The 24,083-nt window shown below is 41.0% G+C and carries 18 protein-coding genes; 8 read left to right on the top strand and 10 right to left on the bottom strand.

What is annotated here, in order from left to right:
- Positions 1–221: 221 nt before the first annotated feature.
- Positions 222–2,402, bottom strand: coding sequence for a YccS family putative transporter (yccS, locus tag C9J48_RS02245; protein WP_006231301.1), 2,181 nt, complete (start codon positions 2,400–2,402; stop codon positions 222–224).
- Between the two features lie 312 nt (positions 2,403–2,714).
- Here yccS and helD point away from each other — a divergent pair, with 312 nt between their 5' ends.
- Positions 2,715–4,799 carry a DNA helicase IV gene (gene helD / locus C9J48_RS02240; protein WP_006231302.1) on the top strand — a complete coding sequence of 695 codons (2,085 nt, stop codon included), beginning with the start codon at positions 2,715–2,717 and terminating at the stop codon, positions 4,797–4,799.
- 316 nt (positions 4,800–5,115) lie between these two features.
- Positions 5,116–5,643 (top strand): porin family protein, encoded by a 528-nt coding sequence (locus C9J48_RS02235; RefSeq protein WP_006231303.1) that lies wholly within the window; start codon positions 5,116–5,118, stop codon positions 5,641–5,643.
- A 102-nt stretch (positions 5,644–5,745) separates the two neighbouring features.
- On the opposite strand, the gene C9J48_RS02230 is transcribed toward C9J48_RS02235, so the two are convergent.
- The 3 genes from C9J48_RS02230 to torT all read right to left on the bottom strand — a co-directional run bounded on the left by C9J48_RS02230 (position 5,746) and on the right by torT (position 8,653).
- Complete coding sequence (locus tag C9J48_RS02230; protein WP_006231304.1) at positions 5,746–6,732, bottom strand: zinc-binding dehydrogenase; 987 nt, start codon at positions 6,730–6,732, stop codon at positions 5,746–5,748.
- Between the two features lie 237 nt (positions 6,733–6,969).
- On the bottom strand, positions 6,970–7,428 hold the full coding sequence (locus C9J48_RS02225) for a methylglyoxal synthase (protein WP_006231305.1): 459 nt from the start codon (positions 7,426–7,428) through the stop codon (positions 6,970–6,972).
- A 142-nt stretch (positions 7,429–7,570) separates the two neighbouring features.
- Positions 7,571–8,653, bottom strand: coding sequence for a TMAO reductase system periplasmic protein TorT (gene torT / locus C9J48_RS02220; protein WP_006231306.1), 1,083 nt, complete (start codon positions 8,651–8,653; stop codon positions 7,571–7,573).
- 93 nt (positions 8,654–8,746) lie between these two features.
- On the opposite strand from torT, the gene torS reads away from it, so the two are divergent.
- The gene (gene torS, locus C9J48_RS02215; RefSeq protein WP_006231307.1) at positions 8,747–11,701 is read left to right on the top strand and encodes a TMAO reductase system sensor histidine kinase/response regulator TorS; all 2,955 of its coding nucleotides are present in this window, start codon (positions 8,747–8,749) and stop codon (positions 11,699–11,701) included.
- Positions 11,702–11,956: 255 nt separating this feature from the next.
- Positions 11,957–13,429 carry a C69 family dipeptidase gene (locus C9J48_RS02210; RefSeq protein ID WP_006231308.1) on the top strand — a complete coding sequence of 491 codons (1,473 nt, stop codon included), beginning with the start codon at positions 11,957–11,959 and terminating at the stop codon, positions 13,427–13,429.
- A gap of 76 nt (positions 13,430–13,505) precedes the next feature.
- On the opposite strand, the gene fusA is transcribed toward C9J48_RS02210, so the two are convergent.
- Positions 13,506–15,593, bottom strand: a complete 2,088-nt coding sequence (fusA, locus tag C9J48_RS02205) for an elongation factor G (RefSeq protein WP_006231309.1) — start codon at positions 15,591–15,593, stop codon at positions 13,506–13,508.
- 473 nt (positions 15,594–16,066) lie between these two features.
- Positions 16,067–16,924, bottom strand: a complete 858-nt coding sequence (locus C9J48_RS02200; RefSeq protein WP_036803511.1) for a PA4780 family RIO1-like protein kinase — start codon at positions 16,922–16,924, stop codon at positions 16,067–16,069.
- A gap of 126 nt (positions 16,925–17,050) precedes the next feature.
- Between C9J48_RS02200 and C9J48_RS02195 the strand changes: the two genes are divergently transcribed.
- Positions 17,051–17,500, top strand: coding sequence for an RNA-binding S4 domain-containing protein (locus tag C9J48_RS02195; protein WP_006231311.1), 450 nt, complete (start codon positions 17,051–17,053; stop codon positions 17,498–17,500).
- Positions 17,501–17,550: 50 nt separating this feature from the next.
- A complete protein-coding gene (locus C9J48_RS02190) occupies positions 17,551–18,459 on the top strand; it encodes a M15 family metallopeptidase (protein ID WP_006231312.1) in 909 nt (302 codons plus the stop codon).
- Between the two features lie 51 nt (positions 18,460–18,510).
- Here C9J48_RS02190 and C9J48_RS02185 read toward each other — a convergent pair whose 3' ends face one another.
- A complete protein-coding gene (locus C9J48_RS02185; RefSeq protein ID WP_006231313.1) occupies positions 18,511–18,738 on the bottom strand; it encodes a hypothetical protein in 228 nt (75 codons plus the stop codon).
- 194 nt (positions 18,739–18,932) lie between these two features.
- A complete protein-coding gene (locus C9J48_RS02180; RefSeq protein ID WP_006231314.1) occupies positions 18,933–19,337 on the bottom strand; it encodes a helix-turn-helix transcriptional regulator in 405 nt (134 codons plus the stop codon).
- A gap of 94 nt (positions 19,338–19,431) precedes the next feature.
- Between C9J48_RS02180 and C9J48_RS02175 the strand changes: the two genes are divergently transcribed.
- The gene (locus tag C9J48_RS02175) at positions 19,432–20,340 is read left to right on the top strand and encodes an aldo/keto reductase (RefSeq protein ID WP_006231315.1); all 909 of its coding nucleotides are present in this window, start codon (positions 19,432–19,434) and stop codon (positions 20,338–20,340) included.
- 115 nt (positions 20,341–20,455) lie between these two features.
- Here C9J48_RS02175 and C9J48_RS02170 read toward each other — a convergent pair whose 3' ends face one another.
- Positions 20,456–21,769: a rhodanese-like domain-containing protein gene (locus C9J48_RS02170; RefSeq protein ID WP_107253008.1), complete on the bottom strand. Its 1,314-nt coding sequence runs from the start codon at positions 21,767–21,769 to the stop codon at positions 20,456–20,458.
- A 302-nt stretch (positions 21,770–22,071) separates the two neighbouring features.
- Here C9J48_RS02170 and trhO point away from each other — a divergent pair, with 302 nt between their 5' ends.
- Positions 22,072–23,055 (top strand): oxygen-dependent tRNA uridine(34) hydroxylase TrhO, encoded by a 984-nt coding sequence (trhO, locus tag C9J48_RS02165; protein ID WP_006231317.1) that lies wholly within the window; start codon positions 22,072–22,074, stop codon positions 23,053–23,055.
- A gap of 14 nt (positions 23,056–23,069) precedes the next feature.
- On the opposite strand, the gene C9J48_RS02160 is transcribed toward trhO, so the two are convergent.
- Entirely contained in the window at positions 23,070–23,963 is an 894-nt protein-coding gene (locus C9J48_RS02160; RefSeq protein WP_036803323.1) for a LysR family transcriptional regulator, read from the bottom strand.
- Between the last annotated feature and the right edge of the window lie 120 nt (positions 23,964–24,083).

The raw sequence follows: 24,083 nt of genomic DNA, 5'->3' as shown, positions 1-24,083 counted from the left end.
ATCTAATCAATTTCCCAGCGTAAATGCTTGCCCATTTACTGAACCAGAATGGTATTACTGTAGTAAATATTTCAGTAGACCGATAAATAAACGATTGTTTATTAAATGAGCAGAGAATTGACATGAAAAAAGTGGGGGTGAATAGGAATGAAACAAAGGATTATGCCCTCAGATAATATATAAGAATAGTATCAAAGGGCATATGACGATAGTGAGTAGGGTTATGCTACTTCCACCGCTTTTTTATTGGTTCTTGCCGCTAATTTATTCGCTAATGAATGCAATTCTGGCAACATGCGGTGAATCAAGTGAAGCTGCTGTAACACCATACGACCTGATGTGCAGTCTTCATCTCGCCACTGAGCAAGGCGTTGTTCTATTTCAGTATCAATAACAGGCGTTGCTACTACCTGATTATTTGATAATTGTTCAGCCAAGCAATCAAGATGAGCGTGAATCAAACGGTGTGATTGTGCCACTAATTGGTGTGTATGCTCATCCTCCAATCGCGTACGGTGTGCCCCGAGTGCTGAAATATAGCTCAGCATGGCATGATTAAGCGTTAAAAAGCGGAAACTCTCGTCGGTACACATACGATAGCGCCCAGGTTCTGCGAGCATATTGCTTATCGCGGTACTGAGTTGAGCATCGGTATTATGGGCATCTCGACGTGCAATACGGTAGTTTAAGCTGTCTTTTTTACCTATACGGTACTGACCAATGATCTGAGCAAGGTAATTACAATTGGTTTTAATCGCCGATGCCATTACTGTATGTAAACGGTTTGCTTGCCAATCAGGCAAAATAAAGCTGACAGCAAGTACTGCTAATAAACATCCAAGTAGAGTGTCGCCAAGTCGCGGCAAAATAACCGCAAACCCTTCGCCTAATTGATTGAAACAGAATAAGACTAATAGCGTGATAAATGCAGTTGCTAACCCATACTGCACGGTTCTAAAGGCGAAGAATAATACACCAGCCAATACCATGAGTACTAATTGACCTTCTTGGCCTGGAAACAGGTATAACAATGGAATACCAACTAACAATCCCCCCAAAGTACCAATGACTCTTTGAACCAATTTTTGGCGTGTCGCACTATAGTTTGGCTGACAAACAAAGAGGGTTGTAAGCAGAATCCAATATCCTCTTTCAAGCTCTAAAAATTGAATACAGCCGTAGCCAACGGTTAGCGCAATTGCCATGCGTAGCGCATGACGAAATAACATCGAATCTGGCTTAAACTGGCTAATAACCCGTTTCCACATTTCTTTAGCACCACGTGCTTCAGTGTCTGCCAATTCAATATCTGGATCGGTAGGCGCGGCATCTGGGTTGCTTACATTAGACAGTTGGCGTTCAACGGTTGCGAGGTTATTGAACAGATAATCTAACTGAATTAAATATGAACGCCACTCAGGGTTATTCTGATTTTTTAAGTGGATTAACGATTCTTGTAGTTCATCTAACGCACGAATACTTTCAACACTGTGATGATAAGGTTTACCCATCGCGAGAGCATGCGAAACCGCGCGACATTCATTAGCTTGTGACGTCAATAAGCGTTGAAAACGAAATAGCACATCACTACGTTGGAAGGTTGCTGCTAAATCTTGGTAGCGATAATGTGAAGAACTGGCACGTTCATGAATATCTTGTGCGAGAAAATAGATTTTCAAGAAGCGATCACCTGTTGCATTAGGGTGTCCGCGACGCGCACGGTGCAGTAGTGTTGCTTTGGCTGAATTGAGTGCAGCAACCACTTGGGCATTTTTTTGTGCAGCTTCAATACGTAAGGGTTGTGGAATAAGATTAGAAACCGGGTCAAACAGTTTACTTTTACTGTCTAAATAGCGTGAGAATTCAGTAAAAACACGGGCTAAGCTTTGTTGCACGGGTTGGTTAGGCCAAAAGATATGCCAAAGTAATGATAAAGAGCCATACCATGCCGCACCAGCTAATAGAATAACTGGCTGATACCATAGGTTAGGGCTCGTATCTGCCCCTAGCATGGTATAGACAGCGAGTAAGAGCGAGGCAAACGCGATACTGGCGTAACGAGCACCAATTGCCCCCAGCATTATAAAGCCGAATGTAGAGACGAATAAACCAATCGCAAAAAATAGAGGGGTATCAAATAAAATTTCGATAGAAAAAGACGCGATAAGAAAACACGTCAGTGTCATCGCCAGTCCTTTAATTCGTCCTGTTAGGTTATCATCAGTTTCTGCGAGCGCAGCGGCGATAATCCCCAGTACAAGTGGTGTGATTTCGGTAGTTAAGCCTAAGTGCCAACAAGGTAATGCAACACCGACTAGCGCAATTAGTACCCTTATACTGTAGTTAATCCGGTCATTGGCCCAATAGCGGCGTAAATTCAATCTAAAGCGGTTTTTTTGCATGTATGATTAACAATCTTCTGATAAAAAGCGGCAAATGAACCGTTACAATCGTATGTGAGTAACGAAAAAATGACAATGTGTATAAGATAACAAAGTTGAGGTTAAACCACATAAAAAATAATGGCTAATCAAGCTGTAAGACGAAATTTTAATCAACAGCTTATTGCCGTGCTATGGTGAAATACGGGTTGTTGGTAATCAACCGCTATTGGTAATATATACTCAAGTTACCTCAAAATGTTGAAATGAATATGTTGAGGTAACTTAGGTATAAGCAACCTGAATGAAAATTAGGAAGATTTTGGTGAAAAAATGCATTTAAGTGCCAGTGTATTAGCACAGTGGTTTGTGCAAGGTGACTATTTCAGTATTGAGCTGAATGAGCATAGTTTAACTCTTGATAGCCAGACAGAAACAAGCACGATTTCTTTTGATGATTGGGATGGTGCGATTGAAGTGCATCGTGGGGTGGTGTGGGGTTCATTAGAAATCACCTCTGCTGATCAACAATATTGTTGGACTATTCATGGTTTACCTTGGAAACAATGTAAGCCTTTTGCTGCACGCCTTCTTGAATCATATCGTGATTGGGCGCATGGTCGAGTTGATCGGCTTGATAAAGCCTTACCAGAGGTCCTTAATCGTATTGATAGCTTTGTGACACAGCAAGGTTACTTACGCGAATCAGAACACGATAACTTGTGTAAATTTCTTGATGATTCATTGAATACAACGGGTCTAACTCAAGAGCTTGCTGCGTCTTTTCGCCCTATGGCATTCGAGAGAATAGAACCTTGGCTAGAAGGTAATAGTGATTGGGTCGAAGAAAATAACCGTGAGTGGTTAACGTCAGAATCTGAAAAATGGTCCTCATGGTTTGATAAATTTGAAACATCACCTCTTAACCCCTCTCAGCGTGAAGCCGTATTAATCAATCAAGATCATAATTTGGTTTTAGCAGGTGCGGGTACAGGTAAAACGAGTGTGCTGGTGGCACGTGCAGGCTACCTTGTTGCCAATCAATCAGCACAGCCTGAAGAAATTCTGATGTTAGCTTTTGGTCGCAAAGCGGCAGAAGAAATGCGTGAACGTTTAGCGTTGAAGGTAAACGATAGAATTAAGGTGGCGACATTTCATGCACTGGGCACGCAGATCATTCAATCTGTTGAAGATGAACGCCCGAATGTCTCCCCATTAGCATTGGATGACAAAGCAAAAGCGCAGTGGATTACTTCTATTTTAAAAGAGCAATGGGGAAGTGCTGCATCAGCAAAACGCTGGCAGAAACATTTAACGCAATGGCGTATTCCAGGGTTTAAAGCTGATAACTCTATGGAACAGCAAGCGAAGAATGAGCAGCTAGCGAATTGGGTTTGGCGTCATATTGAATTGATAGGGCAAAGTGGTTTAAGTAAAAGTGACCTTTTAGCGATCATTGATAAAAGCAATAACCCTGCAGCTAAGCAACGAATGAAAAGTGAATTAGGGTTATTGTGGCCCTGTTTTCGTGCTTATGGACAGCATTTGAAATCAAATAAACAAATCGATTTCAATACCATGATTCAAAAAGCGGTTGAATACGTTAATGATGGGAAATTTGTACCAGAATGGCGTTTTATTATGGTTGATGAATACCAAGATATTTCGCCACAGCGCCTGACATTAATTGAAGCTTTATGTCATAGCGAAGAAGAAACAAAACCGCGTCCTACTTTGTTTGCCGTTGGCGATGATTGGCAAGCTATTTACCGTTTTGCGGGAGCCGATGTTAATTTAACGACTGGCTTTGCTGAACGATTTGGCTCAAGTCATATCACTGAGTTAGATATCACTTATCGTTTTAACAGCATGATCGGTGAAGTAGCAAATACCTTCATTCAACAAAACCCGCAGCAACTCAGAAAAGACCTGACAAGCCATAAAAAACAAAAGCGTAAAGCGGTAACGTTATTATGTCAGGATTTACTTGAACAAGAGTTGGTACAGCTTGCTTCTCAGAATGAAAAACCTGTTACGGTGTTGCTGTTAGGTCGAAATAATAAGCAACGTCCTGAAAAACTAAAAGCTTGGCAAACCCAGTGGCCTCAACTCAATATGACGTTTATGACGTGTCATGGTAGTAAAGGGCGTGAAGCTGACTTTGTTTTCATATTGGATGTGAACCGTGGTGTATTTCCTGCTCCAGAGCGTGAAACAGGCTTAGCCGCATGTTTACAATCTAAAAATGAAGGGTATGCCGATGCAGAAGAACGTAGATTGTTTTATGTTGCGCTCACACGTGCGAAAAAGCATGTTTGGGTTTGTGCTGATCCTGAAAAAACATCATCGTTTGTTAATGAGCTGATTGATGATAAATACGCGGTTATGAATAAAATTAAGCGTATGAAAGTAAAATAACATCCATGGTGCTTAATATTGAATTAGAAGCCTCAACCGAGATGTGGTTGGGGCTTTTTTATTCATAACACTCAGCTTTTAGTGGTATGAAAACGATTGCCTTTAACTATTTAATTTATATTCATTAGTTAAATATCATTAAATTTCATGTTGTTATGGCAACTAGCCATAATTAGGAACTATCATTGCATATTTATGCCTGTTATTTTTAATGTACGGTGTTTTATAGTTGTGTTTCACGAAGGATGCCCGCTAGAGGCATGAGGAATCGGATACTTCCCTCTGCAAATTTGCAGACAGCTTGGAGAAACACAACATGAAAAAAATCACATTAAGCCTCGTTGCAATTACGGTTTTGTCAGTATCAAGCGCAGCCAGTGCTGGCGCATTTGTTGGCGGCGGTACGCAAGTTTATCGATTGAGTACGCCTGCTGGAGATGCAGAAACATACGGTGTGTATGCGCAAGGTGGCTATGACTTTGGCATGATTGCTGTTGATGGCAAATTGAGTGCTACATCAGGAGATAAATATGAAACGACTCTTAATGATTCCGTGATCAGTAGCAAGACAATAACTGCTAGCGAAGCGAGTGTGGGTGTAAGCCATCGTTTTGATATGGGTAAATTCTCATTAACGCCTCGTGTTGCCTTAGTCGCGATGACTGTTGATGGCATAGATAAAGAAGACACTGATACGGGGTATGCGTATGGCTTTAATGCGGCCTACAATTTTAATGAGAATTGGGGGATGAACGTTGGCTACACTAAGATTGCTGATGTGAAGATTAATGGTAATGATGTGAAGCCTGATAGTTTTAATTTGGGTGTACAGTATAACTTCTAGCGTCGCTATCACTGGATAGTGATAACGCTATACTCAGCCTTCTTATCGAGTTTTTGAGAAGGCGAGATATGCGATGTAAAAGGAGGTGGCAGCTGAAACTGCCTATACTGAATCTGTGATGACAACTATTTTTCCACAGTGACTCATTGTTTTTAATTTTTCCAAGCCTTTGACTAATTGTTTAAAAGTTAAAACTTCAGTCACCATTGCGTCAAGTTTTCCTTCTGCGACAAGGTTACTTAAGTTATTACCAATATCAGCAAGATGGTAAATATGCTCAGGTGAACCGTGTGCGAATGTGCCGTGTAACGCGACTTCGTGCAAACTAAGCGCTTTTGTTGTTGCCAACAAAGGCACTTGATTAAATTGATCTGCCACCATCACAATATGTCCGTTATAACGGATTAATGCACTCATCATGCTGCCTGATTTTGCAGATATACAGTCGATCACAGAATGAAGAAGATGATCTTCGGTAAGCTCGATAATCCGCATTGCGACATTATCTTTATGAGGGTCGATAACGGCATCGGCTCCATATTGCAATAAACGCTCATGGTGCTGTTGGTCGGCAATCGCATAGACATGAGCGCCTGCAAGCTTGGCTAATTGAACAGCGAACCCGCCGACACCACCACCTGCTCCCGTAATCGCAATATGCTGACCAGGTTTAGCCTGGAGTTTATCGTATACCGCCATCCATGCGCTGTATCCTGCGCAGGGTAGTGCAGCTGCTTGTTGAAAGTCTAAAGAATCCGGAATGCGGCTAACGGCATTTGCTTTAGACGTTACGAATTCAGCAAAACCACCGGCAGTACGTGGGTCGGCAAAAAAAAGTACTCTGTCGCCAGCTTTAAACTGTACAACATTTTTACCCACTTCTGTGACGGTTCCAGATACATCAAGGCCGATCACTTGAGGATAATTCCATGTTGCATACCCCCAGCTTGCAAGTTTGTAGTCCATAGGGTTTAAGCTAACGGCTGCGACTTGAATGCAAATCTCATCAGAGTTGGGTGTTGGCTTTTCTGTATCCTCTAATTCTAGGTGTGTTAATCCTTCCGGTTTGGTGAGTCTCCATGCATTCATACACCACTGCCTCTGCATTATAATAATAATTCTTACTACTATTCTGTTTTATAACCTTATAACTAATTGCACGATCTTGCTTAATCTGAATAAAAAAATGTCTGCAATGAGGTATAAAAAGAAGCGTAATTAACTTTTTCAAGATGGGATAGTGAGGAATAAAGTATTTTTAATAAATAAAAAAGCCTTCTGATAAACAAAAGGCTCAATGAGTCAAAGACGAATTAGCGAAAGACTTTAGCCAATACGTTCAGCAAGGTAAGCTTCATAATCTGGAATTTCGATAGAAATTTCTTCTGCTAATAGTGGTGATGTTATCATAAACTTTGCGCTTGCTCGGTTGGTCGCAACAGGTACATTCCAGACGGCAGAAATACGTAATAGTGCTTTCACATCAGGATCATGAGGAACGGCATTTAGCGGATCCCAGAAAAAAATCATCATATCAATCTTACTTTCTGAAATTAAAGCGCCTAGCTGTTGATCTCCTCCCATAGGACCACTAATCATGCAGTTGATTTTAAGACCTGTTTCTTTGGAAAGAAGGTGACCTGTAGTGCCCGTTGCATACAGAGTGTGTCCTTCAAGTTTTTCTTCAAACTCTTTCACCCAGCGTAAAAGATCTTGTTTACAGTTGTCATGTGCAACTAAGGCAATATGCTTGCTCTTGTTCATTGTACGTGTTGTGACTTGCATGTAGAACTCCAATTTATTCGTACAAAATACGAGAGGTTGCTTGGGTATAATTATAATGATATCTGCGCTCATTAATAACAAAGCTATCTATTGATGTACAACGACATAGGCCGAAAGTATAAGCTAGCGCAAAGACTTATTTTTAGTGGGCAACATCATGGTTTTCAACATTAAATACAGGTCTATATTCTGCTGGTGATAAAGAGTCTGTAATGACCTCTTTGGGAAGGTACTCTGGTGTTAATGGCTGAATTTTTGGTGCTAAATCGAATTCCATCGGCTTATTCTCAAGATAACGTACAGCTTGATCGATAGACATTTGTGCTTGCTGAGCCATTTTATCTGTAGGAGAAAAGAGTATCTTTCCTCGGCGTAATCCACGATAGACACCATGACTCAGGTAGGTCGATATAATTTTCACATCGTCTGTTCTGTGGTTGGTGCGAAGTTCACTGATCGCAACTTCTGCAGCAACAGCTCCACCGACAATATAATTAATATCGGGGTGTTCAATAAAAAGCTGCTGTATAAGGTTACGCTGCAGTTCTTTACTGTTATCAGCCCACAGTGTGCTCACCACTTCGATATCACTGTTTTGTATGGCATCTAAAAATCCAGAGTTGACAGGCTTTGTACCACCACGCTGTTTAGGCCCTGGTAACCATGCCACTTTCACTTTTCCGCTACCTTTAGGGTGACGCTGTGCGAGAAAAACACCGGCTTGTTTTCCCATGTAATACCAATCAACACCCACTTTGGCTTTAATGTTCATTTTAATATCTGGGTCAGTCATATCGATATCATTGGTCATCGAAAAGACAGGTATATCGCCAGTAAATTGCGATAAAATTCCGTTATAAGCCGTTCTATCGACAGTCCCTAAGATAATGGCATCAGCACCCCATTGCTTACAGTATTGTAATTGACGTTTTTGTTTTTTAAGTTCAGGGTAACCGCCTGCCTCTAATACTTTTAATGTAATGCCCAGGGTTTTAGCTTGTTCAACCATGCCATAGTTGATTGAAAGCCAATAGGAGTCTTTGAGATGTGGATAGACGGCACAAACTTTCCATGGCTTCGATACAGATAGAAGCGGTTTAAATGGAATATTCTGCGGTTGCTTTTCATGTTTAAAAGGCGGCTTATACGTGTTTATCTCACGCGCAAACGCAGAATTAAGGGTAAAAAAGAGTAATAAAAACGAAATAATAGATTTTTTGAGCATGATTATTAGCATCTGTACTGATATCGCTGGCAAAATAGTAATGTTTTATTTGGTAGGGTTAAACCCCATTTTTCATATATATGGTTCTAGTCTATGACATTTAACCGAAATGGTATTGGTGGCAAGCTACTTTTAGCATTCTCAGCCATGGCTGCGCTAATGATTTTAGCTGTTGTGATTGGTGTTGCTGGCTTTTCGTTGGTTGCAAAAACAGAAAAAACAGTCATTAATTCGGCAGTCCCCGCTTTGGTAGAAGCTCGTCACCTGTCTGATTTGAGCTCCAGAATTATTTTTACCGCTCAGGTTCTAGCAACGTCAAAAACAGAACATGAGCGTCAACGACAAGGTCGTGCGTTAACCATTTATATTGAAGGGTTGAAAGATAGCTTAACGGCACTAAAAAGCTACCCATTTAATGAAGACTTAATGTCTCAATTAGACGACGATGTTAAGAGCATTATCGATAATCTCGCTTTAATGGGATTATTGGTCGGGCGGCAGATCCGCCTGCAAGCTCAATCCGATGAACTTATCAGTGATATGCTCGTTGCAACACAGCAGGTTGATTCGCTTTCACAATCCCAGGTCTCGAATGCGAGCACTATTGCGGTTGCAAACGTTTCACGTATTTATGATTTAGTTGAGTCTGGTGATAATCAGGCGGTATATAACGCGTTAGATAGCTTAGTTGAAGTCGATATGGATTTGTCTGAGCGTCTTTTTGAGCTGAGGTTTTTAGCTCTTCAAGTCATTAACATGCTCGATGATTCTAAACGGTTAGGTGATATAGGTAATTTAATCCGCTTAAAAGAACGGTTTATTCATGCCGTTAATGTGATGAGCTACCGTGTTAAGTCTGTGGAAGACCCTAGTCGTTCAGCGCAACTGACAGAATTAACGTCTAATTTAAATCGTGGCGGAGTATTATTTGGAGCTTTAGAGCAATTACTGTATGCCAAAAAAGATGTTGAGCGTCTAGACCAACAAAACCTCGTTTTATTTCAGCAGTTAAATAGCACTGTCGACGGTATTATAACTGCGGCAAATGAGGGTACCCAAGAAGCGGTTACAAAAGTTGATGAAACCCTTACCGTTGCAAGAACGACGCTTATCAGTATTTCTGTTATTGGTTTAGCTGCCTTGGTATTAATTATGTGGCGCTTTGTGTATGCGAGCGTTATCTGCCGTTTTAATGATTATAGCCAAGCATTATTGTCGTTAGCCCGCGGTGATCTTGGTATTCAATTGGATATTAAAGGTGATGATGAATTAGCACACATGGGACGTGCCATCATGGTCGCCCGTGATACCGCATCTGAACGGTATCGTTTAATACAAGTTGAGCGAAAAATCCGCCATGAACTGCAACTGCATAAAGAAAGTCTAGAACGATTAGTTGCACAACGCACGTCTGAATTAGAAAAGACCAATAGCCGCTTAAACGAAGAAGTGGTGAATCACGATAAAGCACGTAATGAAGCAGAAAAGGCTAACCGCGCCAAATCAGCTTTCCTCGCGACTATGAGCCATGAAATTCGCACGCCAATGAATGGTGTGCTTGGCACCGCTTCACTGTTAGCAGACACAGGGCTTAATGACCAGCAAGCGCGTTATCTGCGTGTGATCAACCGCAGCGGAGAAACGTTATTAGATATTCTCAACGACATTTTGGATTATTCAAAAATTGAAGCTGGTCATTTGGATATACGACCTGTTGATTTCTCACTGTCAGAATTAGTGTTGGACGTACACAATATGTTGGAAAGTCGCGCGCTAGCTAAACATATTCAATTAGTGAACCACATTGATGACACCATGAACAATGTTTGGTTGGGGGATGTGACGCGTATTCGTCAGATATTGATTAATTTGGTGGGTAATGCGATTAAATTCACCGACCATGGTCAAGTGACGATTGCGGTCAGTATGAATCCAGATATGCCTGATGAGTTACTGTTTGAAGTCACTGACAGTGGCATTGGTATCGAAGAGGCGGAACAAGACATCCTATTTAACGCCTTCAAGCAAGCAGAAGAAGGGCGGAAAACGATTGGTGGTACTGGTTTAGGTTTAGCGATAAGCCGACATATTGTTGCTGCAATGGACGGTGAAATTGGTGTCGACTCAATCATTAATGTTGGTAGCTGTTTCTGGTTCTCCATTCCGTTAGAACGAGGGAAATTGTCGACAGGAATTGAAGGCTCTACGATAACAATACCGCCAGCTCATATCTTATTGGTAGAAGATAACCCCGTAAACAGCATGGTTGCAGAGGGGTTTCTACGACGGTTAGGACATAGTGTGATTACTGCAGAAGACGGCGAAAGTGCCGAGCGTGAATTTAATCGGAATGTATTTGATATGGCGTTACTTGATATCAATTTACCTGATACAGACGGTGTAACCTTATTGCATCGTTTACGTCGTATCGAAGAGGCTAACGGTGAATCATGGGAAGAACCGACGCCAATGGTTGCATTTTCAGCTCACGTATTTAGGGAGGAAGTAGAGCAATATTTAACCGCTGGTTTTGCTGGCTTCTTACCTAAACCTGTTACTGAAAAGCAATTAATAGAAACAATTGGCAGTATTCTAAAAGGAGATAAGCGGGTGGTTGTAGAGAATATTCCATTTGACAATGTATCTACTATTGAGCTTGATATACAAGACGATAACAATGGCGAAAAGAGTGAGCCTGACTCAGTTTTTCCTGTATTAAAAGAATCTGTATTGGGTGATGATTTACAAGTATTAGGTGTCGAACAAGTTCAGAAATTGATCATGTTGTTTGCAACTTCTTCAAGTGAAACCTTGGGTAAACTGCAGCAAGCCGTTGAAGCTTTAGACATGGCTGAGGTTTCTAATCATGCACATACTTTAAAAGGTGCAGCAGGAACGATGGGCTTAATTCGATTACATCAAGAGTGCTTACTTTTTGAAAAAGCAGGTAAATCAGGCTCGCTTGATGGATTGGATATTAAAACGGTTTGTCAGGCTTTTGAAGCATCAAAACACGCATTAGAAAGTACGTTTATACACTCAAGTTAGCTTTGGGGTACTGCATTCATTCTTACGTTTGAATTAATCATAATATTAGAGGCATGATGTTTAGTTATATAAACATCATGCCTTATTTGTATTTAATCCTAGTCAATTTCTTCTAGCGTGATCATCTGTACAAAACGCATCTTTGTGGTGATATAAGCTATTAAATTGATAATTATAAGGTTTATATTTATCAAATTAGAAATATTGCAAGATTAGTGAATATTATTCCATTATAAAAAACAATAGAGAGATACGATGAAGAAGATGACTTTAACTTTGCTTTCTGCTGCTATTTTATCGGCAATCAGTCTAAGTGCTAATGCGTGTACAGGTCTTATCGTTGGTAAAAATGCCTCTTCAGATGGCAGTATTATGATTGCTAGAAATGAAGATTTTGGCATTAATAACTGGAATAAACACTTGGCGTACCGCCCAGCTCAGTTAAATAAAGAAGGGGACTGGGCATTAGGTAATGGGCTTGTTGTACCTATGCCTACGCAGTTTTATGCGTATTCGGCGATTCCTGATTGGGATGCTAATACGGTAAACAGCGACGGTAAATATTACGAAGAACGTGGTATTAATGAATTTAATGTCGCAGTTTCGGCGACAACCAGTGCTGAAGTGAATGAGAAAGCTGCGGCTGCTGATCCTCTGATTGAAAATGGCATCATTGAAGCCGTTATTCCTACTTTGATATTGCCTCAAGTTAAAACTGCTAAACAAGGGGTTGAATTACTCGGTCAATATATCGAAAAATATGGTGCTGGTGAGGGAAATAGCCTATATATCGCCGATGTAAATGAAGCGTGGTTAGTTGAAATCGGCTCTGGCCATCATTGGATTGCAGTAAAAGTACCTGATGATAGCTATGCCATGATAGCCAATGGATTGAGAGTGCATGGGGTTAATCTTAATGCTAACGATGTACTGCATTCTAAAGGATTATTGGATTTTGTTAAGTCAAACGAACTGTTAGATAAGCCTGATGCTAAGTCATTTAATTTTGCCAAAGCATTTGGAGTTATTGGTGATGTTTATAATGTTGACCGTGAATGGTTAGGGCAACATATGCTGTCGGCATCCAATAAGCAGAATACACGATTGCAGCAGTATCCTTTGTTCATGAAGCCCGATAATAAATTGTCGGTAAAAGATGTTGCTGAAGTACTCAGTGCAACCTATGAAGGTACGGCTTTAGCCGATAAAGGTGAGCGTCCAATACGTGTTGAACGTCAGTTAGAGTCCCATATTATCCAGCTACGTAAAGATATGCCTAAAGAACTGCAAGGTTTGATCTGGCAAAGTTACGGCGTATTGGCTGAATCGGTTTTAGTGCCGCTATATAGCAGCTTACAAGATTATCCGACCCCTTATACCATAGGGGATGATAGCTATTCTGATGACTCTGCTTATTGGCAATTCCGCAGCCTAACCGCTTTGGCTACCGCGAACCCCGACAAGTACTTACCTATGTTAAATGAGGTATGGAATAAAGAAGAAACCAAGCTATATAAGCAAGTTAATAGCATGGATAAAACACTGAAAACGCTCTATAAAACAGATAAGCAAGCAGCGTTAGATATGGCATCAGATTATTCTTACGGTCAGCTTCAACGCACATTAAGCATGGCGACTGAAACACGTTATAAGATGATGACAGATATGACTAAAAGTACCGAGAAAAAGTATTCAGAAGAAGAGTTTAAGAAAATAATGAGCTTGTAATACCATTCTGGATAATAAAAAGCCCCGATAGTTTTCACTATCGGGGCTTTAATCAGCTAGCGCTTAAAGGGAAGAATTACTTCTTCTCGTTAGCTGCTTTAACTTCTTCGATTACTGTCGCTGCAACGTTTGCAGGACATGGTGCGTAGTGTGAGAACTCCATAGAGAACTGACCACGACCAGAAGTCATTGTACGTAGGTGACCGATGTAACCAAACATTTCTGAAAGAGGTACGTCAGCTTTAATACGTGAACCAGTTAGACCAGCTTGTTGGTCTTTGATCATGCCACGACGACGGTTAAGGTCACCGATAACATCACCAACGTGATCTTCTGGAGTGAACACGTCAACAGCCATGATAGGCTCAAGAAGTTGAGCACCAGCTTTAGGCATAGACTGACGGAATGCGCCTTTCGCTGCGATTTCAAATGCTACTGCAGATGAATCGACTGCGTGGAAGCCACCGTCTAGAAGTTCAATTTCAACGTCAAGAACAGGGAAACCAGCTAGAACACCAGTATCCATCATGCCCTTGAAGCCTTTTTCGATTGCAGGCCAGAATTCTTTAGGAACGTTACCACCAACAACAGATGATGTGAACGTAAAGCCTGAACCTACTTCGCCTGGCTTCATGATGTAGTCGATCTTACCGAACTGACCAGAACCACCAGATTGTTTCTTGTGCGTGTAGCTATCTTCAACTGGCTTCGTGATAGTTTCACGGTAAGCAACTTGAGGAGCACCAACAATAAGGTCAACGCCGTAAGTACGCTTAAGAATATCAACTTTGATATCTAGGTGAAGTTCACCCATACCTTTAAGGATAGTTTCGCCAGTTTCTTCGTCAGTGTGAACTAGGAAAGACGGATCTTCTGCAACCATTTTACCGATCGCGATACCCATTTTCTCAGAACCGCCTTTATCTTTAGGCGTTACAGCAATCGAGATTACTGGAGTAGGGAAGATCATCGCTTCAAGCGTACACTCGTGCTTAATATCACAAAGAGTGTGACCAGTTTGAACGTTCTTCATACCCACAACGGCGATGATATCACCAGCTTGTGCTGAAGTAAGTTCGTTACGCTCATCTGCTTGCATTTCAACCATACGGCCGATACGTTCAGTCTTACCAGTTGCACTGTTAAGAATAGTATCGCCTTTATTCAGTTTACCTGAGTAAATACGGATGAAAGTAAGAGCACCGAAACGGTCGTCCATAATTTTGAACGCAAGCGCTTTTAGTGGCTCGTCAACAGATACAGTCGCTACTTCGCCAGTTGGCTCGCCAGTTTCTGGATCAGTTAGCGGCTGTGGATCAACTTCCGTTGGAGACGGTAGGTAATCGATAACAGCATCAAGAATAAGTTGCATACCTTTGTTCTTGAACGCAGAACCACAGTACGTAGGGAAGAATGAACAGTCACGAGTACCTGTACGGATACACTTCTTAACTTGTTCAATCGTAGGCATTTCGCCTTCCATGTACGCTTCTAGAAGGTCATCGTCTTGCTCTAGAGCAGTTTCGATTAGTTCTTCACGGTAAGCTTCTACATCGTCAACCATGTCCGCAGGAACATCAGTGATTTCGTAGTTTTCAGGAAGACCAGTGTCATCCCAAATGAATGCTTGACGGCTTAGTACGTCAACAACACCAACGAAGTCGTCTTCACGGCCGATTGGTAGAGTCATAACTAGTGGCACAGCACCAAGAACTTTCTTGATCTGATCAACAACAGTTAGGAAATCTGCACCCATACGGTCCAGTTTGTTAACGAAAATAATACGTGCAACTTCTGAGTCGTTCGCGTAACGCCAGTTAGTTTCTGACTGAGGCTCAACACCACCAGAACCACAGAATACACCGATGCCGCCATCAAGTACTTTAAGTGAACGGTATACTTCAACAGTAAAGTCAACGTGTCCAGGAGTATCGATAACGTTAAAACGGTGGTCTTTCCAGAAACAGCTTACTGCTGCAGACTGGATAGTTATCCCGCGCTCAGCTTCCTGTTCCATGAAGTCAGTTGTTGATTCGCCATCGTGAACTTCACCAGTTTTGTGGATCTGACCAGTAAGTTTCAGGATACGTTCAGTCGTCGTGGTTTTACCCGCATCAACGTGCGCGAAAATACCAATGTTTCTGTATTTCGATAAATCTGACATTGTCTTTCTCTATAGATAATGATGTTCTTAATTCGGCGGGAGTATACCACTTATTACCGCAAACAGAACATAGGTTCAGGGTTATTAAGTGACCATTTGTACCGCTTTTTTCATTAAACGATGAAATGTCGGCATCTAGCTAGCAATTATAGAGGGTAATTGCTGAGCTGTTTGCCCATTTGACGATGAAATCGACTCGTTCAGAATGACTAGCTTGTACAGATAACGTCACAAAAGAATATGTTTTCATGAAGTCGCACAACTATTGTTGGCAACATCAGCATCGTTTTCGATGATCTCCTAACCTAATAACTAAATAAACTAGGATGAGAATAGTGCGTGATTATGAAGACTTTAGTGCCAAAGTTAAACCTAACATTTCGATATTTGGTATAACTTCTTTATATTTTTTGAGAATACGCTACAAGTTTTATTAACTTGTAGCGTTAGACGTTGATTTAAGCAGTCAGAAGTTAATTACTTTCTTCTACTTCTTGAATGCGTTCTTTGCGCATCTGCTCTTCAAGCATAACGGCATTGATTTCTTCTAATACAGCATCAACATCTGCAAGCTCGGTGCTTTCTTCAAAGCAGCCAGTTAATTCTACATCAGGCTGTAGATTACCTTCTTCATAAAGAGCCCAGATTTCTTTAGCAAACTGAGTATCAAGTAATTCAGGTGCGTATTGTCCGTAATAGGCCGTCATGTTATTAACATCACGTTCTAGCATCCATTTGGCATTGTTGTTAGCTGATGCATCAACGGCTTGAGGAAGATCGATGATTACCGGTCCGTATTGATCAACTAATACGTTAAATTCAGATAAATCACCATGCACAATACCAGCACATAACATACGCACGACACTTCGCATTACAGAAGCATGGTCGATAAGTGCCTGCTCTTTAGTAATAGAGACGTCATTTAAACGTGGGGCAACTAAGCCTTCGTCATCAGTAACAAGCTCCATTAACAGTACGCCATCAAAGCATCCGTAAGGCTGAGGTACGCGAACCCCCGCATTAGCAAGAGTGTATAACGCGTCAACTTCTGCGCTTTGCCATACTTGTTCTTGTTGGTCTCGACCGAATTTGGAGCCTTTTTCCATTGCACGTGCGCGTCGGCTATTTTTTACTTTTCGGCCTTCACGGTATTGCGCAGCTTGTTTAAAGCTACGTTTATCTGCTTCTTTGTACACTTTCGCGCAACGAATGTCGTCACCACAACGTACAACGTAGACAGAGGCTTCTTTGCCACTCATTAATTGGTGTAGAACGTCGTCTACTAACCCATCATCAACCAGAGGTTGGATTCGTTTTGGTATCTTCATAGCGCCGTTATACATGAGTTATGTGTCGGATGGAATACAGGAAAATAGATCTTTTTGCTTTGTTTACCCTAAGTATCGATTGTGCGGTACAATTTAAGACGTAAGTTATCAAATGAGCGACATACAATGTCTCAAGAAGAAATTGAAGTAGAAGCGATTGGTATTGAAGTATCCTCTCAACCGATTGAGCTTTATAAAGTATTAAAAATTGCCAACGCAGTAAGTGGCGGTGGTGAAGCAAAAATGGCCATATCTGAAGGTTATGTTGCTGTTAACGGTGAGTTGGAACAACGTAAGCGCCGTAAAATGTATGACGGTGATTTAGTTGAATTTAACGAAGAATATTATGTTGTGCTGTGTGATCAACCAGTACAAGAGCCTTCTGATGAGCCAGTAAAAAAGAAGACGGAAAAGCCCGCAGCTAAGAAACCTCAGTCCAAAAATGCTAATAAAGGCAGCAAACTTAAGAAGAGTGCATCGAAAAAGGCAAATAAGGGTAGCCAGAATAAACCCTCAGAACCTAAAGCCGTTAATAATGCAGATCAATCAACGGGTCGAAAGTTGATGAGTTTTTGATTGTACGGTTGATGCTCTTGTAACAAAAGAAAAAGACAAAAGGCATAGAGATGAAAATAGGTGGTTTCATTGCGAGTATCCTTCTTTGTATATCATGGCAAGCATCGTCTGCAACGGTGTCACCTATTTCAGATGTGTTATGTCGGAATATGACGCAAGCAGGGGTGATGGACAACACTGCTCCTGTTCAATGCCAACGTTTGAGGCAAGTGACATTTAACTATGTCGATTTTGATGGCAAGCGGTATAACAATGGACATCTTGTTGTGTTGGATGCCGTTGCACCTTATGTTGGCCATATTTTTGATTCTTTATTTTCTGCCAAATTTCCGATCAACAAAGCGGTTACCATTGAACATTATCAAGGTGATGATGATCGTTCGATGACAGATAATAATACCTCAGCTTTTAATTACCGATCGATCAGTGGACAACGCTCGTTGTCTTTACATGCGTATGGTCTAGCGATTGATATTAATCCCGTACAGAATCCATTTGTTGAATTTAGTAAAGCAAATACCGCGACATTTAAGCCGCAGGCTGGTATTAAATATGCGAACCGGATGAAATACCGATTTGGTAAAACAGAAAGAGAGGGTATGGCAGAAGAGGTTATCGAGCTATTTGCTAAAAATGGTTTTCAATATTGGGGCGGTTTTTGGGATACCCCTATTGATTATCAGCACTTTCAAGTGAGCCGAGATATGGCCAATCTGATGATTGCAATGAATAGCCAGCAAGCGAGCATGTTCTTTAAGCATTATGTCGATTGGTATCAATCATGTAGTCGCTTTTATCCTCAAGCGCATTCACAGCATAAATTTAATGATTATGTCGAATACCTGAAAGATAAGTTAGAGGTATCATCATTAAGTCAAGCGTACGCTCGTTCACCTTCACGAATTATTCAAGCCATACAGGTTGATTCTGTACGATCTGCTATTTGTGTAAAGCGATAATGTTTATTCTTTATTAATCAATGCTTAGCATTTATTGCTTAAGAATTAATTTTATACCGTTATATTTATTCGACTTCCTGTGTTTGTTGGGTTCTTTGGTGGTGCATCGCCCATTTTTGAATACCCAGTAAAGTTAGGAATACTTGAAGCACTTCTAGGTTGAGCGACCACTGGTGGTATAGCGATTTCTTTGGTGGAATTATTCGCGTTGAACGCATTCTGAGCTTGCCAGTATTGATGCTGAGCACCATATACATTTGCGAGAGCAATATTCGCCATATAACCACCTTAGTTCAAAGATAACGTCAGTAACGATGTCTTTATCCTATCAAGGTGTTGTTATATTGATCAATAGAACGGCGTACAATTATTGTCAATTTATTGTCAATTTACGGTCAGTGTGATGTCATAGCCTTTAGTTTTAGTGCTTTCTTATACTCATTCTGATAATTAATTACTTTTAAAACAGGCTATTATTTCCTTTCCATTTTGGCTACAGACAAGAATGTTGTCATTTCCTCAATATCTAGATAACCATCTGCTTTTTTGTGTTTTCGTAAAAACTGATAGCCAGAAATCACTTTTACTAATTCGATGGTTTGTTCATTGGTGAGTGTTTGGCCTGTTACTGCTGTGTATGCCGCTATTAAAGCATCTTGATCAACCACTTCAGCATGGCGATATAAATAACCACAGCCTGTCGCTAACCATTCTAAAGAGCAGTTTGCCCGTATTGCGATTTGGTTTGCTTTGGTGAAACTTGGCTCACTGCCTTTTAAATACTTACGGATAAGCGCTTCGCTGATATCTACGCGGCGTGCAAAACCACTCACACTCTCTTCTCCGATTAAGGTTTTTAGGCGGTCGGCAAATGTCATAATTTCGTACTCTAGTTCGAGGTTTCATTGTTATAGCATTGCTGCCATTGAGAAACCAGCATAGGATGAGGGCAGTTTTTTATGGAGAATGATGATGGTTAACAAGGTTGAGTTAGTACCACAAGGTCCACAGTTTTCTGAGCTTGTTCAAGGTTATTGGCGCTTAGGCGATTGGGGTATGAGCGCTCAAGAGCGTCTTTCATTCCTAAAACAGCACGTTGAAATGGGTATTACCACGGTTGATCACGCTGATATTTATGGTGGATATAGCTGCGAGCAGCTTTTCGGTGAAGCCATTGCATTGGAACCAAGCATGCGTGATCAAATTGAAATCGTGACTAAGTGCGATATCAATTTATGCACCGATTCTTTCCCTGATCGAAAAATTAATCACTACGATACGAGTAAAGAGCACATTTTAGGCTCTGTGAATAATTCATTGTCTCGTTTGAATATTGAAAATATTGATGTGCTTCTTATCCACCGTCCTGATGCGCTAATGGATGCTGATGAAGTCGCTGAAGCCTTTGCCCAATTGAAACAGCAAGGAAAAGTGAATCATTTTGGTGTTTCTAATTTCTCAGCGGCACAATTTGATTTGTTGCAATCGCGCCTTGATGCACCATTGGTTACTAATCAAGTAGAGATTAATCCGCTCAATTTTGATGTTGTTCATGACGGTACACTCGATCATTTACAAATGAAACGCACTAAGCCTATGGCGTGGTCTTGCCTTGCTGGTGGCGATATTTTTTCTGGTCAATCTGAACAGCAAATTCGTGTGCGTGATGAATTAGAGCTGATTCGTCAAGAAGTGGGAGCTGTAAGTATTGATCAAGTGATTTATGCTTGGGTAAAACGCTTGCCATCTAATCCAATAGCGATTGTTGGTTCAGGTAAAATTGAACGTGTTCAAGCCGCTGTTGAATCATTGAATATTGAGCTAACACGTGAACAGTGGTTCCGTGTATGGGCGGCGTCTAAAGGGCACGGTGTGCCATAGACGTTACTATATTTCAGCGTAAGTAATTTAAACGTTATTCAATGAAAAAAACGGTAGCTTAGAGATATAAGCTACCGTTTTTGCATCACCTAAAACGCGCTGTCTATTAACTAAGTTAGAGCGTCATCATTTGAGGTGGTTTTATATCACCGGTGTTGGTCGGATTCGATTTATCGCCACTCCATTCATACCAGCCGCCGTCAAATACGCTGATATTTTCCCAGCCCATTACGTAAGCGTAGAAAAACGTTGAAGAGGCACGCCAACCTGTACCGCAATAGAAAGAAACATCCTGTGCGGGTGTAATGTTCCATTCCTGCCAAATACGAGTGATATCTGTAGCACTTTTCATGGTTAAATCGGGGTTACGAAAATCTTCAAGATGGTTTGCATCACTACCTGCATGTCCCCACTTTGAACCTTCAATACGTCCTTTGGGCTTGATGTATCGGTAACCACTAGTCACACCGATATATTCATCCCAAGTACGAATGCTCACTAAAGATTGTTCATCTTCTGGTTTGGTTAGCATTTCTTTTGCTTCAGGAATATCGATGATTAATTCGGGGTTAGCTGGAATAGTCTTACCAAAATCGACTTTATCCTTGTTGGTATTGAGTAACGGTTCAGTAGTGAACCCTGCGTTAACCCACGAGGTCCAACCGCCATTGAGTAAACGTACATCATCGACACCCGCATACATCATCATACTTGCTGCACGTGCTGCTGCTGTGTTATCGCGTCCATAAAGAATCACGGTGGTGTCATAACGAATACCAAGATCACGAATAATCTCAGTCAGTTTTTCGTCACTCACACGATTCCACCATGGTTCAGATTCAATTCTATTGGTATTAAGGTACAGAGCCGTTGGGATATGTGATGCAAGGTATTTACCTGGGGGGCCCCAAGCAACCTCGACCAATTTATACCCTTTTTTAGGTGCAAATGCTGACTGCTTACCTTCTACAACATCTTTTACCCATTGAGGTGAAACAAGATATTGGAATTTAGGTAAAGCCTCTAGTTCCCCGGTGTAATTCTGAAGGGGTTCATCGATGATACTGACATTTTTTAAGCCCTGCGTGTTAAGTGCTGAACTGAGTAGTTGGCTGCCCGTCTCATTGCAATATAAATACGTCGGCTTTCTCGTATCGATCTGTTTTTCTGTGAGTAAAGTTTGTAACGATTCCGGTGAAAGATCGTTGATCCAGTTGGCGTCAATATTGATTGCACCTGGAATATGGCCACCTTGAGTGGCACCGTCTTCTGGCCAACCGTTGTAATGATTACTTGAACGACAATCAATTATTTGAATATCAGAGGCTGGCATAACTGAAAGATCATTAAAGCTAATCGTCGTAGCTTGTGCCGAAAAACTGGCAAAGACAATGGCAGGGAAAACCGCCTTGGGAATGAAATACATCATAAAACCCTAAAAATAAAGAAGAAAAATATTATAAAGAAATTCATTGCAGCATAAGAAGCGCTGGATCATGACATTCTAAATCAATCATAAATATTTTGTGTAAATAGATCTCAGCTAATCCCACTTAAACTGTGAGTATTTGCCGTGCGTTCCCTCAGCTATAATCCATCCGCTCAATATAAAATATAATTAAAAGCTGAAACTAACGACTTGTTATCTGGCGTGGTATTTGGCTTCCTTTTAGTAATAACCAGTCTGCAATCTGCTCTGGATTTACGATCCAGTCCGCAAAAGGAAATAAAATGGCTCAATATGTAGTATGTGCATTGTATAAATTTGTTGCACTTGAAAATTTCGAAGCGATCCGTCAACCACTGACAGACGTGATGGAAAAGAACAAAATCCGCGGTACATTATTGCTGGCAAGTGAAGGCATTAACGGTACGGTTGCATCTACTCGCGAAGGTATCGATGCATTGTTGGCGTGGTTTAAACAAGATCAGCGCTTAGCAGATGTGGTTTATAAAGAGTCATTTGATGAAAACCAACCGTTTAATCGCACCAAAGTAAAATTAAAAAAAGAAATCGTGACAATGGGAGTCGAAGGTATCGATCCTCGTCATGTTGTGGGTACGTATGTAAAGCCTAAAGATTGGAATGCATTAATTGCTGATCCTGATGTCTTTGTTGTCGATACTCGTAATGACTACGAAATTGAAATTGGCACATTCAAGCATGCTGTTAACCCTGAAACAGAGTCGTTCCGTGAATTTCCAGAATACGTTGAAAAGAACCTAGACCCCGAGAAGCACAAGAAAGTGGCCATGTTCTGTACGGGTGGTATTCGTTGTGAAAAATCGACAGCATATTTGAAAGAGCAAGGTTTTGACGAAGTGTATCACTTAGAAGGTGGCATTCTTAAATACCTAGAAGAAGTGCCTGCCGAAGAAAGTTTGTGGGAAGGTGAATGTTATGTCTTTGACGGTCGCGTAGCGGTCGATCATCAGTTAGAGAAAGGTCAGTATTCAGTTTGTAATGCCTGCCGTTTACCCATTACTGATGCAGATATGCAGCATGAGCATTTTGAAAAAGGTGTGAGTTGTCCTCGCTGTATTGATAAACATACTGAAGAGCAAAAAGGACGTTTCCGTGAACGTGAAAAGCAAGTTCAGCTAGCGAACCTACGTGGTGAGCAGCATGTTGGTGGTGAAGCTGACAAAATTATTGAAGCACGACGTAAAGAAAAACTACAGCGTAAAGAGCAACAACGTGCGACAAAGAAATAAAAAGGCTACAAAAATTATGATTGCTGTTGAAGGACTTCTTCAATAGCATCTGAACATAGCTTAACCAAGAGTGGCGGTGTTTGATTAAACGCATGCATCGCATAAACCGTCACTTGCGGTAGCTGGTATCCAACCATTGCTGACTTTAATGTTCCTTTCTTTGCTCCCTCCCTAAATAAAAATTCAGGCACAATACCGACACCAGCCCCTGATTCAATCAAAGCTAATGCTGTATGAATCGAATCCGTGAAGCGGGTTGCTGTAAATGTGGTTAAAATTGACTCCGGTATTACAGTGTTTTGGCTAATACGTTCAAAATGATGAACAACTTTTTGTTTTTGCCAACTATTTGCCACGTATAAGCACTTTTCAAATTCTATGTTTTTTCCTATTTTGAAATGTGGTGCGCAGCAAAGCACATCTCGAAACTGCCCGATACGTCGTTGCTTTAGATTACTAGCAGGTGATTCGCCTACCCGTATCGCAAGATCGATTCCGGTTTGGAGTAAATCTACCCGTTGGTCATTGGCAGATAGCGTTGGTTGTATTTCTGGGTACTGAGCGACGAGCTTGCCAACCGCTGGCGCGACGATCGTTCCCATTAATGCATGAGGTGCAGTAATATGAATATGCCCTTTGGGAGTTATTTGACTTTCTCTGGCGTTATCCCATGCTTGTGTCGCCAATTGATTCATTTGTTGGCATTTTTCAAAAAAATCTTTTCCGGCTGGTGTTAATGTTTGTCGGCGGGTTGTGCGTTTTAATAACCCTACGCCTAGCTCATCTTCAAGTACTTTAAGGTGTTGGCTAACAACAGACTTTGACAAGTTAAGTGATTCGGCCGCTGCGCTGATCGAACCCGATTCAACAACTTTCGCAAAAACTGACATATGACGAAGATAATTCACTTTAATTGTCCGTATTTATATTTGCTCTAATATATTGTTCGTGAAAATAGAACAGTCATTTCTTATTGTTTGGTTTTTAAGTGTTAATTATTTCACTATATTTGTCATTAGAAATCTTAC

It is taken from the genome of Photobacterium profundum, assembly GCF_003026285.1.
In the GTDB taxonomy this organism is placed as follows: Bacteria; Pseudomonadota; Gammaproteobacteria; order Enterobacterales; family Vibrionaceae; genus Photobacterium; species Photobacterium profundum.
The sequence above is the reverse complement of the archived record's forward strand: the minus strand, read 5'-3'. Positions and strand labels throughout refer to the sequence as shown.

Bases quoted from the DNA above. Each gene is read 5' to 3' on its own strand.
- C9J48_RS02210 (WP_006231308.1), top strand. From the start codon at position 11,957: ATGAAGAAGATGACTTTAACTTTGCTTTCTGCTGCTATTTTATCGGCA.
- C9J48_RS02170 (WP_107253008.1), bottom strand. From the start codon at position 21,769: ATGATGTATTTCATTCCCAAGGCGGTTTTCCCTGCCATTGTCTTTGCC.
- trhO (WP_006231317.1), top strand. From the start codon at position 22,072: ATGGCTCAATATGTAGTATGTGCATTGTATAAATTTGTTGCACTTGAA.
- C9J48_RS02190 (WP_006231312.1), top strand. From the start codon at position 17,551: ATGAAAATAGGTGGTTTCATTGCGAGTATCCTTCTTTGTATATCATGG.
- C9J48_RS02235 (WP_006231303.1), top strand. From the start codon at position 5,116: ATGAAAAAAATCACATTAAGCCTCGTTGCAATTACGGTTTTGTCAGTA.
- torS (WP_006231307.1), top strand. From the start codon at position 8,747: ATGACATTTAACCGAAATGGTATTGGTGGCAAGCTACTTTTAGCATTC.
- C9J48_RS02175 (WP_006231315.1), top strand. From the start codon at position 19,432: ATGGTTAACAAGGTTGAGTTAGTACCACAAGGTCCACAGTTTTCTGAG.
- C9J48_RS02230 (WP_006231304.1), bottom strand. From the start codon at position 6,732: ATGAATGCATGGAGACTCACCAAACCGGAAGGATTAACACACCTAGAA.
- helD (WP_006231302.1), top strand. From the start codon at position 2,715: ATGCATTTAAGTGCCAGTGTATTAGCACAGTGGTTTGTGCAAGGTGAC.
- fusA (WP_006231309.1), bottom strand. From the start codon at position 15,593: ATGTCAGATTTATCGAAATACAGAAACATTGGTATTTTCGCGCACGTT.
- C9J48_RS02195 (WP_006231311.1), top strand. From the start codon at position 17,051: ATGTCTCAAGAAGAAATTGAAGTAGAAGCGATTGGTATTGAAGTATCC.
- C9J48_RS02200 (WP_036803511.1), bottom strand. From the start codon at position 16,924: ATGAAGATACCAAAACGAATCCAACCTCTGGTTGATGATGGGTTAGTA.
- yccS (WP_006231301.1), bottom strand. From the start codon at position 2,402: ATGCAAAAAAACCGCTTTAGATTGAATTTACGCCGCTATTGGGCCAAT.
- C9J48_RS02180 (WP_006231314.1), bottom strand. From the start codon at position 19,337: ATGACATTTGCCGACCGCCTAAAAACCTTAATCGGAGAAGAGAGTGTG.
- C9J48_RS02185 (WP_006231313.1), bottom strand. From the start codon at position 18,738: ATGGCGAATATTGCTCTCGCAAATGTATATGGTGCTCAGCATCAATAC.
- C9J48_RS02225 (WP_006231305.1), bottom strand. From the start codon at position 7,428: ATGCAAGTCACAACACGTACAATGAACAAGAGCAAGCATATTGCCTTA.
- torT (WP_006231306.1), bottom strand. From the start codon at position 8,653: ATGCTCAAAAAATCTATTATTTCGTTTTTATTACTCTTTTTTACCCTT.